Source organism: Corynebacterium sp. KPL2830 (assembly GCF_040225635.1).
GTDB lineage: Bacteria > Actinomycetota > Actinomycetes > Mycobacteriales > Mycobacteriaceae > Corynebacterium.
Map to the genome: position 1 here is coordinate 14,358 of NZ_JBEHFR010000008.1, position 16,209 is coordinate 30,566.

Here is a 16,209-nt window from a genome sequence, read left to right on the forward strand (position 1 = left end):
CCTAGGCCGCTTGCTGGAATCCCGCAAAAAGAGATTCCGGCGAGCGTACGGGCTTAAAGGCGCTATCCACGAGCCATACGTAGGTGGCATTTGGCCCGCGGGAGATTTCGTGGACGGCGCCAGCTAATTCTGCGGGGACAAGCGTGCGCACCCACCCTTCCGCCGTGGCGGGATCGACTACCTGCCCAAAGTTATCGGTGATGCGAATGGTGATGAGGTAGGCGGGGATGCGGCTTTCGCCGAACCCGCGGATCCGTGCCTTTACTCGTGCTCCCACGCGGTGGCGTGTAATGCTCATGCTGTAGTCCGCACCGCCTGGCGTGGGTGGCAGTTGCTTTATGGGCGGGCGCCACGTCGGGGTGGGACGAGCCAAGGACCGCGGGTGGTGCATGATGGCGGAAATTGAGCTGACGGTCTCATAGTGGTGATAGGCCAAGTCGGCGGCGATTTCCGTCGCCGTGGCGCTGGGTTGACTGGGTACTGTGTGCGAAAAGTTCTTATTTACGTTGTGCATGGCACTCACTCTAAACCGCAAGGCCGACACGAGTTCGAACAATACAAACACATGTTCGAACGAGTAGCCTAAATAGCTTTCAGACCTTCAAAGGCATAAGGTTGCACGTGCTATGAAGAGTGCTAATGCCGAACCGGCGCCCTACGAAAAGCCCAAGGTGCCGCGGGAAATCTGGGTAATGGTAACGGCGGCGTTCATTATCGCCTTAGGTTATGGCCTTATTGCACCGCTTTTGCCGCAGTTCGTGGTCAGCTTCGATGTTTCGATGGCCGCCGCCGGCCTGGTGGTCTCCATCTTCGCCGCCTCCCGGCTGATCTTCGCGCCCGTGTCTGGTTCGTTGGTAGACCGCGTCGGCTCGCGCCGCGTCTACCTGGTGGGGCTGATGACCGTGGCCGTCACCACGGGCTTGGTAGCCATTGCCCAAGAGTATTGGCACATTGTGGTGTTGCGCGCATTGGCGGGGCTGGGCTCAACCATGTTTACCGTCTCCGCGATGGGCCTTATCGTGCGCCTGTCTCCGCCGTCTATTCGCGGTAAATGTTCTGCCACCTACGCCACGGCATTCCTGCTGGGCAATGTCGCCGGCCCAGTGCTCGGCGCCAGCCTGTCCTTCCTGGGCTTTCGCTGGCCATTTTTCATCTACGGCATCGGCGTGATGCTCGCTGCTTTCGTTGTCTGGTGGCAGATGCCGCGGGTCAACCACTCCCAAACCACCACCTCGGAACTGCCGCCCATGCGCCTGCAGGAGGCCTGGGGTGATACCGCATTCCGTGCGGTGCTGACCTCCAACTTCGCCCACGGGTGGATCAATATGGGCGTGCGCGTATCCGTCCTGCCACTTTTCGCCGCTGCCATTTTTCACAATGGCGCCGCAGCCTCGGGCTTGGCTCTCGCGGCCTTCGCCGCAGGCAATGCGATCATCCTCCAGTTCTCCGGCCGGTGGTCCGATCTCCATGGCCGCAAGCCGCTGATCTTGATTGGCTTGGTCGGCTCCGCCATCTTCATGGTGCTCATGGGTCTGGCCACCAGCGTGTGGTTCCTCTTGCTCGTATCCGCCCTTGCGGGTGCAGCATCGGGCCTAATCAATCCTTCCCAGACCGCCGCGGTGGCAGACATCGTGGGCAACGAGCGTTCCGGCGGCAAGGTATTGTCCGCCTTCCAGATGGCAGGAGACTTCGGCCAGATCGTGGGCCCCATGCTCATCGGGCTGCTTGCCGATGTCTATGGCTTCCCCACAGCCTTCACCGTCTGCGGCGCCATTGCCATTTTCGGCATCATTGCCTGGCTCTTCGGGCGCGAGCCCCGCCAGCAGTCCACGGTGGAAGTAGAGCGGATGCCGAAAAAATAGTTAACGGCAACCACTCAGTGCCGACGCATCCCGCTCCACGAGGTCGAGAGCTTAAGGGTGATAGGCGCGTACCTTGAAGACTACGAGCAGCAGGGCTAGAAGAGCCCTGCGACCTGGGAAACACACAGGTAAACAAAGGCCGCGGAAATGATGCCCATCAGGGTATTGACAAACCAGCCATTGCGCCATTCTTTCGGGGTGTGCTTGGTATTAAGCAGCACCAAGAGAGTAAGTCCCAGGAAGGGCATGAAGAATGCGCCCAAGACGCCGTAGCCAATGATCAACCCGGTGGGCTTGCCCAGCAGCAGGAGCAGCATCGGTGGGAAGGTCAACCAGATGAGGTATGCGCGGTAGTACTTACCGCCCGTGCTGGTGCTGGGGTGGCCTTGTGGGAGGTTCTTCAGGTGGCCAACGTAGTCCGCGAACATGAGGGACACACCGTTCCACACGCCCAAGCAGGAAGAGAATGCGGCTGAGAAGAATCCGACGATGAACCACTTAGAAATAAAGGTTCCGTAGCGAGCCTCCAGCACGTCCGCCATGTCTACCAAGCCCTGGTCGTTATCGGAGACAGCGACATTGGCGTTGTACAAAAGCTCGGCACCAAGGACTAACGTAGCGAGCACGAAGATACCGGTGACGGCATAAGCCACCGAGTTATCCATGCGCATGACCTTCATCCACTTGGGTGTGAACCATTTCTTTTCTCGCAGCCAATAGCCGTAGGCAGCAAGGGTAATGGTGCCGCCGACACCGCCGGCGATGGAGAGCACGTAGACGAAAGACCCATCTGGGATGGTGGGGACAAGGCCGCGCAGAATCTCTGGCAAATTAGGCGCGGTAATCGCGGCGATGCCCACCACAGTGACGAACATGATGCCAACTAAGATGGCGGCAAGCTTTTCAAAGAGCTGGTATTGACCCAACCACGTAAGCGCAAAGCACAACACGCCGGTCAAGATGGCCCACATGGTCAAGCTGGTACCGGGGAAGAGTGCGCTTAACGCCAAGCCGGTGCCGGACATGGCGGCTGCGCCATAGACCAATCCCCAGATGACGATGTAGGGCGCGAAGTACCACGAGGTCCAGCGCCCTAGTTCCCGCCAGCCGTGGAACATGGTGTTTCCGGTGGCCAAGCTATAGCGGCCGACGCCTTCCACCAGCACGATTTTCATAATCGTACCGACGATGACGGCCCACAACAGTGCGTAGCCGTAGCGCTGGCCGGCAATCATGGTTGCCACCAAGTCGGCGGCACCGACGCCGGTGGCTGCGGCGACCAAACCCGGACCTACGAGGGTCCATTTCACCTTTGCTTGTGGCTCAGAGTTGTGTGTCTGTTGGCCTTCGGCGGATGTTGCGCCGGTGTGGTTTTCTGATTGGCTCATGACACTTCCTTAAGTGGCTGTGGTGTGAATCACTTAAGGGAAATGTATCACTCTTAACTAGTAAAGTGCAGCCCAAATATTCAACCATGCGTGCTAAGCGACGGTCCGACCAGCAGCGTACAGAGCCTTTGGCATGGTTCTTTGCAGCTTCCATTGGAACTGAATGGGCTTTTCACCGTGGTGGGAAACATAATCCACAGCACCCAAAAATGTATAGGCGCTCGCGGTGCCCACAGAGTTCTTCTTAGTAAAGCGAGAGGCGATAAGAATCTTCCCACCGAGCTCATCATGCTGAATATATCGGCGTGCTGCCTTCGATTTTAGAGTTGTTGTCGATTGCGATTCCCAGTGGAGGAGATCCGGTGAAATCGGGTAGTCCCGGTAATTCGTGGTGGCGCTCACTTGATCGTCCTTTTGGAAGGTCACCAGGAACAAGTCCATGTTCATCTCGGGGAAGTATTTCACTCCCTCGCGCGGAAGGTTGACCAGTTTTTCTAAGTCGCCAGTTTGCAAGGCGCCGACTAACTCTGCCAGAGAGTAATCGGCGTGAGTTTCCAGAACGGTATCGTCGCTTGGCTGCGGGATAATGCGCGAAGCATCGTTTTGTAGCCGCATTACCTGTTCAAGTTCCCAAATAACTCGCGGGTGCTCTCGCAATATTCCCAGCGCTTGGTCAAAAGAAGACGGGCTGGGTGCATTGGAATTAGCCCAAAAGCCCAAGACCAGCATTCGTGCAAAGGCTTGATCAGTGGGCGACATATCGCCGAATTGCGAAGTGGAGGATTTTAGGATTCGAAGATAAGCCTCAATGCGTGTCGCATCATTGACGTGGAGGAAAACTTTAATCCGGTTGAGTAAGAAGCTTTCCATCTCATCGTCACGTGGCTCGAGGAGGCCTTCCTCGCGCAGGAGGCGGGTCCAGGAGTATTTGTTGGGGCGATAAATATCCTCCAATTCGAGGTTTGCCTCGTCGAGGAATTCTTTGAGATCGGTGGTTCTTATTTCCGCCACCAGCGCACGCACTTTCCGCAAGTTGCTCCGTGCCGTCTTCTTTACGTTGCTGAGTACCTGTTCCGTCGTCGACTCATCGAATTGGATGTGCGTTCCCGGCGGCGTGGTGGGAAAGCCCTGCTCTATCTCGGTGAGTAGGCGTTTTCCGCGTTTTCTCGTTAACGCATTGAATTTACGCTCAAAATCGTATTCAACATGCTGTTGGCCAATGAAATCGAATACGGTACAAGAATCCTTTCCGGGGGCAAGGCGAAGACCGCGGCCAAGTTGCTGTAGGAAGATAACCGGGCTTTGGGTCGGCCGGAGCAAGAGCAGTGTATTGACCGCTGGGATGTCGACGCCCTCATTGAAAATATCAACAGAAAAGAGAGCCTTGATGGCGCCGGTTTCTAGCTGTTGAATGGCTTCAGCGCGTTCAGAAGAAGTTAATTTGCTCGTCACGGCCTGGGCTGGAATCCCAAATTGCTGAAATTGTTGGGCCATATGCTCTGCGTGGGCAATGGAGACGCAAAAGCCGATCGCTTTCATTTCAGAAAGATCGAAAATCCGTTTATCCAGTTCATTTAGAATAAAGCGAGTCCGTTTTTCGCCAGACTTGATATAAAACTCTGACAACTCGTTGGTGTTGTAATCTTTCTTGCCCCTGTTCCACGTAAGTGAAGAAAGATCCGTACCGTCTGCAATTCCGTAATAATGCATGGGAACCAAAAGTTGCAGGCGCAAAGCATCCCAGAGGCGTAGTTCATGGGCAATGCGGTAGTCAAAGTACTGTTGGACATTTTTGCCATCGCCGCGCTCAGGTGTTGCGGTCAGCCCAAGTAATTCGTCTGGTTCAAAATGGCTAAGAAGCGCGTTATATGTTGGAGCTTCTGCATGGTGGAATTCGTCGATGACCACGACATCGAATTGATCCGGCGCGAGCTTTTCTAAGCGAGCGGAATTGATCGACTGAACGCTTGCAAATACGAAGTCCCAGCGCCGGGGCTCGGTGCCATCGACAAGCAACTCGCCAAAGTTGGCATCCTTGAGCACCTCGCGGTACGTACGCCGCGCTTGGTGAAGAATTTCTTTGCGGTGTGCGACGAAGAGCAAACGTGGGCGACGCTTCCACTGCCGGCAAAGATTGAGGTAATCCAGGGCAGCTACGACGGTCTTGCCGGTGCCTGTCGCCGCAACGAGTAGGTTTTTGTGGCGATCCTTTACCTCGCGTTCGGACCGCAGCGCCTCGAGCATCTCTTCTTGATAAGGATAGGGAGTAACTTCTAGGCCAGAAAGCTCTAATTGGCGCAAAGCTTGTGGGGACTCCGTGCCTTTTGCAATGCGCAGGGATTCCTGCAGGCGATCCATATCCCTAGCGGGGTCAAAAGTCTTGAAGTGGCTATCGTGCCAGTAGCTGTCGAAAGTCTTTATGAATTTTTCGATGACCTCAGGCGTCGCCGTAGCAGAGCCGCGCACGTTCCATTCCCAGCCATCGATAAGAGCAGACCTCGAAAGGTTCGAGCTTCCAATAAAAGCGGTGTCGAAGCCAGAATTCCGTCGGAAGAGCCATGCTTTGGCGTGCAGGCGCGTGGATTTATGCTCATAGCAAATCTTCACATCGGCGCGATATTTTTCTACCAGACGTTTAAGAGCCGCCGCATCGGAAGCCCCACAGTAAGTAGAGGTCAATAGGCGGAATGGAATCTGGTTGTCGCGCAGGAACTGCAATTGCTGGTCAAGGACACTGATTCCGGAGCTTTTGATGAAGGCACACAATAAGTCGACGGAATCGGCTGTCTTTATCTCCCGCTCAACCTCGCTGGTCAGGCTGGCCTCGCCCTGGGCATTAGTAAAAAGCGCGCTCTTAGTCAGCGATACATCCGGAAGCAGCGGAGGCTCGGCTAAAGAAGTGTTGTAGACGGCGTAGAGGAGTTGCTCGGTATCAATATTTTCGTCCTCGCCAAGCATTCCAGCGATTGTATTGATAAGGGCTACTCGGTCTGCTGAGGATTTGAGCCCCATGAGGCGTTGCTCTAGTAAATCGCCGATGTGCTGAGACATGGCCGAGGTATAGCGCCCGCGAGCGCTATCATCTGTGCCGTTTCCTACCCCGAATCCCGCCGATGGGTGTCGGCTTTGCGTTTCCTCCATACGCTCACGAATGCGCGAGGTCACCGGGGTTTCGTAAACGCCGAAGGGGAGCGAGGAATCCAAGGAATGGCTCATAGCTACAAGATTCTAAGGGCAAAGTTTTTCCACGGCTGGAATATCCGCTGGCGCCCAGGTCAGCTCCATTGCTTCTGCGGGGGTAACCCACCTGGTTGCGTCATGATCGCTCAGGCGAAGCTCGCCGCCGATGAGCGTGCAATAAAAGGTGGTTAGTTCGATGGTGGCAAAGTCGTACTCGTAGATGGTCGTCGTGAGTTTGCTGCCTACGCGGGCAGTAAGGTTGAGTTCCTCGCGAATTTCGCGGGCTAAAGCCTTTTCGGGTGATTCTCCCGGTTCGATTTTTCCGCCCGGAAATTCCCAATGTCCTTCTAGGGGTTTTCCGGGTTTCTTGCGGCAGGCGAGGAAGCGATCGCCATCGTGAAAGACGGCGCCGACGACGCGGATGGGGTTAGACATAGTCCCATTGTGCCTTGAGCTAAGAAACGCTAGACAACAACATGTTATTTAGATAACATAATCGCAATGTTCGCGTCAGGCTGTCGCGCGGGCTTGATCATCATGCAAGCTTGAGGGGCGGTCTATCGTGACTTCTACTGATTCAGTTAATTCCTCCATCCAGAGCCATGACGGGGAAGTCCCGCGGCCTGGGGGACGGTGGAGACTCTTTGTTTATAGCGCCATTGGCGCGTTCGTGTTCTTCTTTCCTGTGACGTATAAGGAAAAGAACTCCATTCCTTTGGACCACATGGTCACCATCGTGCGCGATAGCATTCCGGCGGTGGTGCCGTGGCTTATTTTTGCGCTCGCCGTGTATGGAACGGTGCGCAGCTTTAGCACTGGGGCGTTTAAGCAAAGTGCGCTGCAGGCGGTCTTTGCGGTCCTCAATATCGCAGGCGCGGTCATTTCCTTCCTCATGGTCATTGACGCGCTGCCGTGGGTATTGGGCGATGAGGACTTGGTTCCCTTCTTGTGGAACTCCATTGCTACGCCGGTGGGGCTTATCGTGCCCATCGGCGGTACCTTCCTGGCATTTCTTATTGGGTTTGGTCTCTTGGAATTTGTTGGGGTGCTGATGCAGCCCATCATGCGCCCGCTGTGGAAGACGCCGGGGCGCTCCGCTATCGATGCGGTGGCATCCTTCGTGGGGTCGTATTCGCTGGGCATCTTGGTCACGGACCGCGTCTATCAAAAGGGCGGTTATACCGGTAGGGAGGCTGCCGTTATTGCCACGGGGTTTTCCACGGTATCGGCGGCGTTTATGGTCATCGTGGCCAAGCAGCTGGATTTGATGAATATCTGGGGCACCTACTTTGCCGTCACGCTGCTGGTGACGTTCCTGGTTACGGCCATTACCGTGCGCATCCCGCCGCTGCGGACGATCCCGGATGAATACTGCGCGGGTGTAGAGCCAGACCCAGAAAAGCCGGTGGAGGGATCGCGCTTTAAGAATGCGTGGCGCGAGGCGATGCTGGCTTTGCAGCGCGCGCCGTCGCTGCCACAAGCCATTTGGGATAACCTGCGCGATGGCGTGCGGATGGCCGCGGCCATCGTGCCGTCCATTATGTCGGTGGGCCTTATTGGCTTGCTGCTTGCGCGGTTTACCCCGATCTTTGAATGGATCGGGTACCTGTTTTATCCCTTTGCCTGGATAGTGCAGCTGCCGGAGCCGGCACTCGGCGGCAAGGCCGCGGCGATGGGCATTGCGGAGATGTTCCTGCCGGCTACCGCGGTGACAGGCAGTGATTCCATGGTGCTGAAATTCGTCATCGGGGTCGTGGCGGTCTCTGCCATTATCTTCTTCTCCGCTTTGGTGCCGTGCATTTTGGCCACCAAGATCCCGGTGAAGCTATCCCACCTGGTCATCATCTGGTTTGAGCGCGTAGCCCTCACCATCGTGATTGCGACCCCGATTGCGCACCTGCTGTTTTGAGGTTTATTGCCCGCTTACCGCAGTGAGGTGAGCATTAACGATGTCATCGATAAGCCGCGCCGCTGCCTTGGCGGTGCGGTTGTCTATGTCAAAGGTGGGGTTGAGCTCGACGACATCGACAAGCGCGAGCTTGCCCGTCGCGGCGATGGCGACCGCCAAGGCGCGGATGCGCTCGTAGGCAACGCCGAGGCTGGCCGGGGCGGATACACCCGGCGCGGTGGAGGCGGGAAGCACGTCCAAGTCGATGGAGAGGTGGACCTTGTCCGCGGCGGTGGTGGCCTGGGTGGCGAGCGCGCCGCATTCTGCCGGGGTGAGGTTCACCAGCTCCTCATCCAAGGTGTAGTTAACGCCGAGCTTATCGGCATCGTTGAAGAGCACCGCGGTGTTATTGGGGCGGGAAATACCGAAGACGGTGTAGTCAAAGTCATCGGTGAGCTGGGAAATCTGGGTAAAGGGCGTGCCGGAGGTGGCGTGGTCCGCGTGGCGGAGATCGAAGTGGGCATCCAGGTTGATGATGGGGGTGGCACCGCGCGCGCGGAATAGGCCGCGGTGGGAGCCGAAGGCGGTTTCGTGCCCGCCGCCCAAGATGATCGGCAGGGTAGCGCTGCGGACGAGTTCTTCGACCTTGTCAGATAGCGCCTCGTGTGCGCCGTCGAGATCGTCGCCTTGGGTGGTGATGGTTCCGGCATCGGCAAGCGCATGGCCGTGGTGGACCGCGAGGGAGCCAAGGGCTGTGCGCAGGGCGGCGGGGCCGGCGGCGGCACCTTGGCGGCCGCCGTTGCGTAGCACGCCCTCATCGGAGGCAAAGCCCAACAGGGTTACGGGCGCGGATTCGGCTTGGTTGATAACACTATGCCAGCGCGCGTGCTCGGGGCCGGGGCCATCGGAGCGGCCGGACCACTTGGGGGCGGGAGTAAAAAGTGGGGCTGATTCGGTATTCATAGTGCCGATGGTAGAAGCGTGCGGTGAATTTGTCTGGCAGTAGCGGAATATAATTGGGCGCTGTGAGTGCTAACCGAGTCCCCGCCGCGCGCCATGCCCTGGACATCCTCAAGCTGCTATCGACTATCGATGTCCCGATTTCCGCCGCCCGCATCCAAGGCGAGCTCGGTCTGCCGCGCTCGACCACGTACCACCTGCTCGCGGAGATGGTCGATGCCGGCTTCGTTGCCCACCTGCCCGAGCACAAGACCTACGGCTTGGGCCTGGCCGCGTATTCGATGGCCTCTGCCTATGTAACCCAGCAGCCGCTGGTGCGCATGGCCACGCGTGATCTGGAGGAATGCGCGCGGTTGGTAGGTGGATCTGGGCACCTTTCGCGCATGGCAGGCTCGGAGATTTTATACCTGCAGGAGGTCCGCGCGCCGGGTGCGACCTCCTTGGTCACGGAGGTGGGGGTGCGCCTGCAGGCGCATAAGACTGCCTCGGGCAGGGTGATGCTGGCGCACCTGCCGGAATGGGAGGTCAAGGCCGCCTTCGATACTGCGGGCGGGGAAAATTTTGGTTTCCTTAAAAAGCAGCTGGACCGGGCCCTTGCGCGCGGATGGGACCAAGAGGTGGAAGAAATCTCGCGGGGGCAGGCCTCGGTGGCAGTGCCCATCCTGGACCACCTGGAGCGGCCTGCTGCGGCCATTGCGGTGACCTATCCCGTGTCCACGCCGGCAGATAGGGTAGAGGCGCTCATTGCGGCGCTGCGCCAGGGCGCGGAGAAAGTTGCGGGGAAAATGTATCGCCAGCGTGAAAAGTGAGGTACCATGCGGGCTAGCGCGTTAGGCTGTGACGTGAGCTATATTTTGCTGCCCTAAAGACACTAGGAGTCATCATGCCTAATGCATACCCATCCACCGTTACCGTCGGCGTCGGAGCGCTGACCATTGAGGAAGTCGTGGCGGTTGCCCGCTACGGCGCCACGGTAGAAATCTCCGCCGAGGCCTTGGACGAGGTTGCCTCCACGCGCGACCGGGTCGAAGAACTGGCCCAGGACCCCACGCCGGTCTATGGCATTTCCACCGGCTTTGGCGCGCTTGCCCGCCGCCACATTCCAGAAGAGATGCGCGCGCAGCTGCAGCTATCCCTGGTGCGCTCCCACGCGGCCGGCACCGGCCCTGAGGTGGAAGAAGAAGTCATCCGCGCGCTCATGCTGCTGCGCCTATCCACCCTGTGCACCGGCCGTACCGGCGTGCGCCCCGTGGTGGTAGAAACCTACGCCAAGGCCCTTAACGCCGGCATCGTGCCGGTGGTGCGCGAATACGGTTCGCTGGGTTGCTCCGGCGACTTGGCCCCGCTGGCCCACTGCGCCCTAGCGCTCTTGGGCGAGGGCGAGGTGCGCGTGGGCGGCGAGCTCAAGGACGCCGGCGAGGCCTTTGCCGCCGCCGGCATCGAGCCGCTGGAGCTGCGCGAGAAGGAGGGCCTTGCCCTTATCAATGGCACCGATGGCATGCTGGGCCAGCTCTGCCTGGCCATTACTGACCTGCGCGCGGCCGCCAAGACCGCCGATATCGCCACCGCGATGACGGTAGAAGGCCTGCTGGGCACCCTCGTTGTCTTCGCCGATGACCTCCAGCAGCTGCGCCCGCACCCGGGCCAGGCCGATTCTGCTGCCAATATCCGCCAGGTGGCCGACGGCTCCGAGATCCTCGCCGCAGCGCTGGAGGAGTTCAAGAAGAACCAGGTCCAGGACGCCTACTCCGTGCGCTGCGCGCCGCAGGTAGCCGGCGGTTTCCGCGATACCTTGGCGCATACCGCGCAGGTGGCAGAGCGCGAGCTCGCCGCCGCCGTGGATAACCCAGTGGTGGCCAAGGACGGCCGCGTGGTTTCTAACGGCAACTTCCACGGCGCCCCGGTGGCCTATGCGCTCGACTTCCTCTCCATCGTCACCGCGGACCTGGCGTCCATTTCTGAGCGCCGCACCGACCGCTTCCTGGATCCGGCCCGCAACCGCGGCTTGAACGCCTTTCTTGCCGATGACCCCGGTGTCGACTCCGGCCACATGATTGCCCAATACGCCCAGGCTGGCATCGTCAGCGAATTAAAGCGCCTGGCCACCCCGGCCTCGGCCGATTCCATTCCTTCCTCTGCCATGCAGGAAGACCACGTATCCATGGGGTGGTCCGCCGCCCGCAAGCTGCGCAAGGCAGTCGATGGCCTCCAGCGCGTGCTTGCCGTGGAGATCCTCACCGCGGCGCGCGCCATCGACATGCGCGAGGGAACGCCCGCTGGCGGCACCGGCGCGGTCATTGCCGCCCTGCGCGAGACCGTTCCTGGTCCCGGCACCGACCGCTACCTATCGCCGGAAATCGAGGAGACCGTGCGCCTGGTCAAGTCTGGCGCGCTGATCGATGCCGTCGAGGCTGCCACCGGAAAGCTGCGTGGTTAATATGGCTTCCTTAAAGTGGAACCCGCAGTCCGAGCCGAACCCGTTGCCGTATTCGCCGTTTAAGTCCAGCACGGTGCCGCGCCCCATTGGGTGGTTGTCCAGTGTTGATAGCGAGGGTCGAGAAAATATCGCCCCGTATAGCCAGTGGCAAAACCTCACTTTTGACCCACCCATGGTGATGTTTTCTGCCAACCAATACCCGGATGGTCGGCGCAAGGACACTGTGCTCAATGCGGAAGAAACCGGCTGGTTTGTGTGGAATATGGCAACCTATGACCTGCGTGAAGAGGTTAATAAGTCCGCGCAGGTGCTCGAGCACGGCGATAGCGAATGGGAGCGCTTGAATGTCACCAAGGAATACGCGGAGAACTACCGCATACCCATGGTGAAAGAATCCCCAGTGAAGTTTGAGTGCGAATATAAGACCACGCTGCGCCTGCCGGGAAATTCCAAGGTCGGCACAATAGACCTCGTGGTTGCGGATGTTAAGACCATCCACATCGATGAATCCGTTGTTGATGAGGATGGCAAGCTCGATATCGTCCGGATTAAACCCATTGCACGCATGGGCTATTTCGACTACACGGTGGTTACCGAAAAGTTTGAGATGCGCGTTCCCGGATCGGACGACGCCGCCCGCGCCGGGCTAGAGGGCTCTGCCTAACGCCTCGGCCATTGCCACCTGGCCCGCGTGGGTGGGGTGCATGGGGAAGGAATCGGTATCCTGCCCTGTAAAGTCCACCCACGGTTCATCCGAGCAGGCGGAGTGCTGCGAGGCATCGTCAGGCAGCACGTAGGTGGCGCCGTTGCGCTCGGCGGCCTCGCGCACCGTTTGGTTGATGCGCTGGATGGTATCTGCCAACCACTCCCGGTCTGTGGCCGGGATTTTTTCTATGAAGGGGCAGGTCTCGCCGGGGTTGATGAGGGGGATATAGCCGGTGGCAATGACCTTTGCCTCGGGCGAGCGGTGGGCGATTTCCCCGTAGACCTTGTCCAGGCGTTGGGGCAGATCGTGTAGCTCCAGTTCTATCTGCGGGCCCGATTCGTTTTGGCATATATCGTCCGTTGCGCATTGGGTCAGGCGCACAAAGCTGGCATCGTTGCCGCCGATGCTCAAGGAGACAAGGGACGTATCCGGGGCAAGCGCGTCCACCTGGGCGGGGTGCTCGCCCGCGGAGGATAAAACATCCAGCGTGCTCGCGCCCTGGCAGGCGACGTTGCGGAAAGAGCTCGTGGTGATCTCTTGCGCGGCGAGTTCTGGATAGGAATCTTGTGCGCGTGCGCAGGAATCGGGCGGATCGAGCGGGAGCGTCGTCGAGCCCATTGCCGCATAGGAATCCCCGAGGGCCACATAGTTTTCTGTGTCTTCAGGGGCTTCTTCCGGCTGCGAGGAGCACCCTGCTAGCAGGCAGGCGGCGGCGAGGGCGGGCAATACGTGGCGCATGACTGCCATCGTAGCCGTCGAGTCTGAAATGCCAGACAGTTGGTGACTGTGCAAGCTCTAAATACGTTGTGCATCACACTAAATTGATATCTGTGACGCTCGCCAAGCCCCCGGGAGACAGCCCCGGGAAACCGGCCTTGGGGTAGGGCACGGCGTCGATAAGCACGAGCGAAAGGAAGCCATGTCTGAACCACGTGAAGTCCGCGCACCCCGCGGCACCGAACTCAACGCAAAATCCTGGCAAACCGAAGCGCCACTGCGCATGCTGATGAATAACCTCGATCCAGAGGTGGCAGAGCGCCCCGAGGACCTCGTGGTCTACGGCGGCACCGGCCGCGCAGCCCGCAGCTGGGAGGCCTTCGATGCCATTGTGGAATCGCTGAAGGACCTAGAAAGCGATGAAACCCTCCTCGTCCAATCCGGCAAGCCGGTGGGCATCTGGAAGACCAATGAATGGGCACCGCGCGTGCTCATCGCCAATTCCAACCTGGTGGGCGACTGGGCCAACTGGGAGCACTTCCGCAAGCTTGAGGACGAGGGTCTGATGATGTACGGCCAGATGACGGCCGGCTCTTGGATCTACATCGCCACCCAGGGCATCCTGCAGGGCACCTACGAGACCTTCGCGGCCGTGGCCAAGAAGCGCTTCGAGGGCAGCCTGGCCGGAACCCTGACCCTGACAGGTGGGTGCGGCGGCATGGGCGGTGCCCAACCGCTCGCCGTGACGCTGAACGGCGGAGCAGTGCTCATCGTGGACGTGGACGAGCACCGCCTGCGCCGCCGTCAGCACAAGCGCTACCTCGATGAAGTGGTCACCGACTTGGACGAGGCCCTGCGCCTGGTCCTCGATGCCAAGAAAAACAAGAAGGCCCTCTCCGTGGGCTTGGTGGGCAATGCCGCCGAGGTCTTCCCCGAGGTGCTGCGCCGCCAGCGCGCCGGGGAATTCAAGGTAGACATCGTCACCGACCAGACCTCCGCGCACGACCCACTGTCCTACCTGCCCACCGAAATCACCGTGGATGACTGGCAGTCCGAGGCCAAGGCCGATCCCACGACCTTTACCAAAAAGGCCCGCGAATCCATGGCCGCACAGGTCCAGGCGATGGTGGAATTCCAGGACGAGGGCGCCGAGGTCTTTGACTACGGCAACTCCATCCGCGATGAGGCCCGCCACGCCGGCTACCAGCGCGCATTCGAGTTCCCCGGCTTCGTTCCCGCCTATATCCGCCCGCTCTTCTGCGAGGGAATGGGCCCATTCCGCTGGGCAGCGCTGTCCGGCGACCCAGAGGACATCAAGGTCACTGACCAAGCCCTGAAGGAACTATTCCCGGAGAACGAGCACCTGCACAACTGGCTGGACGCCGCTGAGGAATACGTCGAGTTCGAGGGCCTGCCTGCCCGCATCTGCTGGCTCGGCTACAACGAGCGCCACAAGGCCGGCCTGCTCTTCAATGACCTGGTGCGCGAGGGCAAGATCAAGGCCCCCATCGTCATCGGCCGCGACCACCTCGATTCCGGCTCGGTTGCCTCCCCGTACCGCGAGACCGAAGCCATGCTCGATGGCACCGACGCCGTCGCTGACTGGCCGCTGCTTAACGCCATGACCGCCGTATCCTCCGGCGCCACCTGGGTCTCCCTCCACCACGGCGGCGGAGTGGGCATGGGCCGCTCCATCCACGCCGGCCAGGTCACGGTTGCCGATGGCACCGATCTCGCCGCCGCCAAGCTGCGCGCCGTGCTGACCAATGACCCAGGCATGGGCGTTATCCGCCACGTCGATGCCGGGTACTCTCGCGCAGAGGAAGTAGCCAAAGAACGCGGCGTTCGCGTTCCCATGGAATTTAAGGCAAGGGATTAAATGAGCACACTTTTTACCGGAATTTCAGAACTCCGCACGGTCAGCGAGCACGGCACGCTTAACGATGCCGCCCTCATCGCCGACCACGGCACCATCGCCTGGATTGGCCCCGCCTCCCAGGCGCCCGCCGCCGATGACCAGGTGGACCTAGGCGGGCGTGCCGTCCTGCCGGGTTGGGTGGATTCGCACACCCACATGGTCTTCGACGGCGACCGCTCCGCTGAGTTCGAGGCCCGCATGTCCGGCGGTTCCTACGAGGCCGGCGGCATCGCGGTGACCATGGACGCCACCCGGGAGGCGGGGGCGGAGCGCTTGGATAAGCTCGTCGCCGAGCGCGTGGCCGCTGGCCGCCGCGGTGGCACCACCACCTTCGAGACCAAGACCGGCTACGGCCTCAACACGGAATCTGAAGTGGAAGCCGCGCGCGTGGCATCCCAGCACGTCGATGACGTCACGTTCTTGGGTGCCCACCTCGTGCCGCCGGGAGCGGATGCGGAAGACTACCTCGATGAGGTCGTCGGCCCGATGCTGGACGGCGTTGCCGAATACGTCCAGTGGATCGACGTCTTCTGCGAGCGCGGCGCGTTCAATGAAGAGCAGTCGCGCCGCGTTCTCGAAGCCGGTAAAAAGTTGGGCCTTGGCCTGCGCGTGCACGGCAACCAGCTTGGCGAGGGCCCGGGGGTTAGCCTCGCAGTCGATCTTGGCGCCGCCTCGGTGGACCACGTGAACTACCTGAGCGATGGTGACATCGAAAAGCTCGCCGCATCCGAGACCGTGGCCACCATGCTCCCGGCCTGCGATCTCTCCACGCGCGAGCCCTTAGCGCCTGGCCGTGCGCTTCTCGATGCCGGCGCCACCCTCGCCATTGCCTCCAACCTCAACCCAGGTACCTCCTATACATCGTCGATGAACTACTGCGTGACCACGGCCGTCCTGCAGCAGCACCTATCCGTCGACGAGGCCATCCACGCCGCCACCACCGGCGGTGCCACGGCGTTGCGCCGCCATAATGTGGGCAACGGACTCGACCCGCAGGGCCGCCCCGCGAAGGGCACCCTGGTGGAGGGGGCTGCCGCTGACCTGCACGTGCTCGATGCTCCCAGCGCGGTGCACTTGGCCTACCGGCCGGGCATGCCGCTGAGCTACCGCACGTTCGTGGCGGGGGTATAGCGAGGAATGGAGTTTGCCGCCG

The 16,209-nt window shown here is 60.1% G+C and carries 13 protein-coding genes; 7 read left to right on the top strand and 6 right to left on the bottom strand.

The annotated features are described in order from the left end of the window. Nucleotide 1: 1 nt before the first annotated feature. Nucleotides 2–514 carry a hypothetical protein gene (locus ABRP87_RS04140; RefSeq protein ID WP_349837807.1) on the bottom strand — a complete coding sequence of 171 codons (513 nt, stop codon included), beginning with the start codon at nucleotides 512–514 and terminating at the stop codon, nucleotides 2–4. A 112-nt stretch (nucleotides 515–626) separates the two neighbouring features. Here ABRP87_RS04140 and ABRP87_RS04145 point away from each other — a divergent pair, with 112 nt between their 5' ends. Next, nucleotides 627–1,862: an MFS transporter gene (locus ABRP87_RS04145; RefSeq protein WP_298695426.1), complete on the top strand. Its 1,236-nt coding sequence runs from the start codon at nucleotides 627–629 to the stop codon at nucleotides 1,860–1,862. Between the two features lie 95 nt (nucleotides 1,863–1,957). Here ABRP87_RS04145 and ABRP87_RS04150 read toward each other — a convergent pair whose 3' ends face one another. The 3 genes from ABRP87_RS04150 to ABRP87_RS04160 form a co-directional block, all read right to left on the bottom strand. Further along, the gene (locus ABRP87_RS04150) at nucleotides 1,958–3,250 is read right to left on the bottom strand and encodes an Nramp family divalent metal transporter (RefSeq protein ID WP_349867841.1); all 1,293 of its coding nucleotides are present in this window, start codon (nucleotides 3,248–3,250) and stop codon (nucleotides 1,958–1,960) included. 93 nt (nucleotides 3,251–3,343) lie between these two features. After that, entirely contained in the window at nucleotides 3,344–6,466 is a 3,123-nt protein-coding gene (locus tag ABRP87_RS04155) for a DUF3427 domain-containing protein (RefSeq protein ID WP_349867842.1), read from the bottom strand. Nucleotides 6,467–6,478: 12 nt separating this feature from the next. After that, nucleotides 6,479–6,865, bottom strand: a complete 387-nt coding sequence (locus ABRP87_RS04160) for a (deoxy)nucleoside triphosphate pyrophosphohydrolase (protein WP_349867843.1) — start codon at nucleotides 6,863–6,865, stop codon at nucleotides 6,479–6,481. A gap of 127 nt (nucleotides 6,866–6,992) precedes the next feature. Here ABRP87_RS04160 and ABRP87_RS04165 point away from each other — a divergent pair, with 127 nt between their 5' ends. Beyond that, complete coding sequence (locus ABRP87_RS04165; RefSeq protein ID WP_349867844.1) at nucleotides 6,993–8,339, top strand: YjiH family protein; 1,347 nt, start codon at nucleotides 6,993–6,995, stop codon at nucleotides 8,337–8,339. Between the two features lie 3 nt (nucleotides 8,340–8,342). On the opposite strand, the gene hutG is transcribed toward ABRP87_RS04165, so the two are convergent. Next, entirely contained in the window at nucleotides 8,343–9,281 is a 939-nt protein-coding gene (gene hutG / locus ABRP87_RS04170; RefSeq protein WP_349867845.1) for a formimidoylglutamase, read from the bottom strand. 62 nt (nucleotides 9,282–9,343) lie between these two features. On the opposite strand from hutG, the gene ABRP87_RS04175 reads away from it, so the two are divergent. The 3 genes from ABRP87_RS04175 (at nucleotide 9,344) to ABRP87_RS04185 (ending at nucleotide 12,379) form a co-directional block, all read left to right on the top strand. Then, nucleotides 9,344–10,087, top strand: coding sequence for an IclR family transcriptional regulator (locus ABRP87_RS04175; protein ID WP_298695436.1), 744 nt, complete (start codon nucleotides 9,344–9,346; stop codon nucleotides 10,085–10,087). A 74-nt stretch (nucleotides 10,088–10,161) separates the two neighbouring features. Next, the gene (gene hutH, locus ABRP87_RS04180) at nucleotides 10,162–11,715 is read left to right on the top strand and encodes a histidine ammonia-lyase (RefSeq protein ID WP_349867846.1); all 1,554 of its coding nucleotides are present in this window, start codon (nucleotides 10,162–10,164) and stop codon (nucleotides 11,713–11,715) included. A gap of 1 nt (nucleotide 11,716) precedes the next feature. Beyond that, the gene (locus ABRP87_RS04185) at nucleotides 11,717–12,379 is read left to right on the top strand and encodes a flavin reductase family protein (protein WP_349837804.1); all 663 of its coding nucleotides are present in this window, start codon (nucleotides 11,717–11,719) and stop codon (nucleotides 12,377–12,379) included. On the opposite strand, the gene ABRP87_RS04190 is transcribed toward ABRP87_RS04185, so the two are convergent. Continuing rightward, entirely contained in the window at nucleotides 12,362–13,159 is a 798-nt protein-coding gene (locus ABRP87_RS04190; RefSeq protein ID WP_349867847.1) for an SGNH/GDSL hydrolase family protein, read from the bottom strand. The two genes, ABRP87_RS04185 and ABRP87_RS04190, sit on opposite strands and share 18 nt — an antisense overlap. Nucleotides 13,160–13,340: 181 nt before the next feature. Between ABRP87_RS04190 and hutU the strand changes: the two genes are divergently transcribed. Together hutU and hutI are read left to right on the top strand one after the other, a co-directional pair. After that, nucleotides 13,341–15,017 carry a urocanate hydratase gene (gene hutU, locus ABRP87_RS04195; RefSeq protein WP_349867848.1) on the top strand — a complete coding sequence of 559 codons (1,677 nt, stop codon included), beginning with the start codon at nucleotides 13,341–13,343 and terminating at the stop codon, nucleotides 15,015–15,017. Then, nucleotides 15,018–16,187, top strand: a complete 1,170-nt coding sequence (gene hutI / locus ABRP87_RS04200) for an imidazolonepropionase (RefSeq protein WP_349867849.1) — start codon at nucleotides 15,018–15,020, stop codon at nucleotides 16,185–16,187. Nucleotides 16,188–16,209: the final 22 nt, after the last annotated feature.

Coding starts and splice junctions, on each gene's coding strand:
- hutU (WP_349867848.1), top strand. CDS start 13,341: ATGTCTGAACCACGTGAAGTCCGCGCACCCCGCGGCACCGAACTCAAC.
- ABRP87_RS04190 (WP_349867847.1), bottom strand. CDS start 13,159: ATGCGCCACGTATTGCCCGCCCTCGCCGCCGCCTGCCTGCTAGCAGGG.
- ABRP87_RS04155 (WP_349867842.1), bottom strand. CDS start 6,466: ATGAGCCATTCCTTGGATTCCTCGCTCCCCTTCGGCGTTTACGAAACC.
- ABRP87_RS04145 (WP_298695426.1), top strand. CDS start 627: ATGAAGAGTGCTAATGCCGAACCGGCGCCCTACGAAAAGCCCAAGGTG.
- hutG (WP_349867845.1), bottom strand. CDS start 9,281: ATGAATACCGAATCAGCCCCACTTTTTACTCCCGCCCCCAAGTGGTCC.
- ABRP87_RS04160 (WP_349867843.1), bottom strand. CDS start 6,865: ATGTCTAACCCCATCCGCGTCGTCGGCGCCGTCTTTCACGATGGCGAT.
- hutI (WP_349867849.1), top strand. CDS start 15,018: ATGAGCACACTTTTTACCGGAATTTCAGAACTCCGCACGGTCAGCGAG.
- hutH (WP_349867846.1), top strand. CDS start 10,162: ATGCCTAATGCATACCCATCCACCGTTACCGTCGGCGTCGGAGCGCTG.
- ABRP87_RS04185 (WP_349837804.1), top strand. CDS start 11,717: ATGGCTTCCTTAAAGTGGAACCCGCAGTCCGAGCCGAACCCGTTGCCG.
- ABRP87_RS04150 (WP_349867841.1), bottom strand. CDS start 3,250: ATGAGCCAATCAGAAAACCACACCGGCGCAACATCCGCCGAAGGCCAA.
- ABRP87_RS04140 (WP_349837807.1), bottom strand. CDS start 514: ATGCACAACGTAAATAAGAACTTTTCGCACACAGTACCCAGTCAACCC.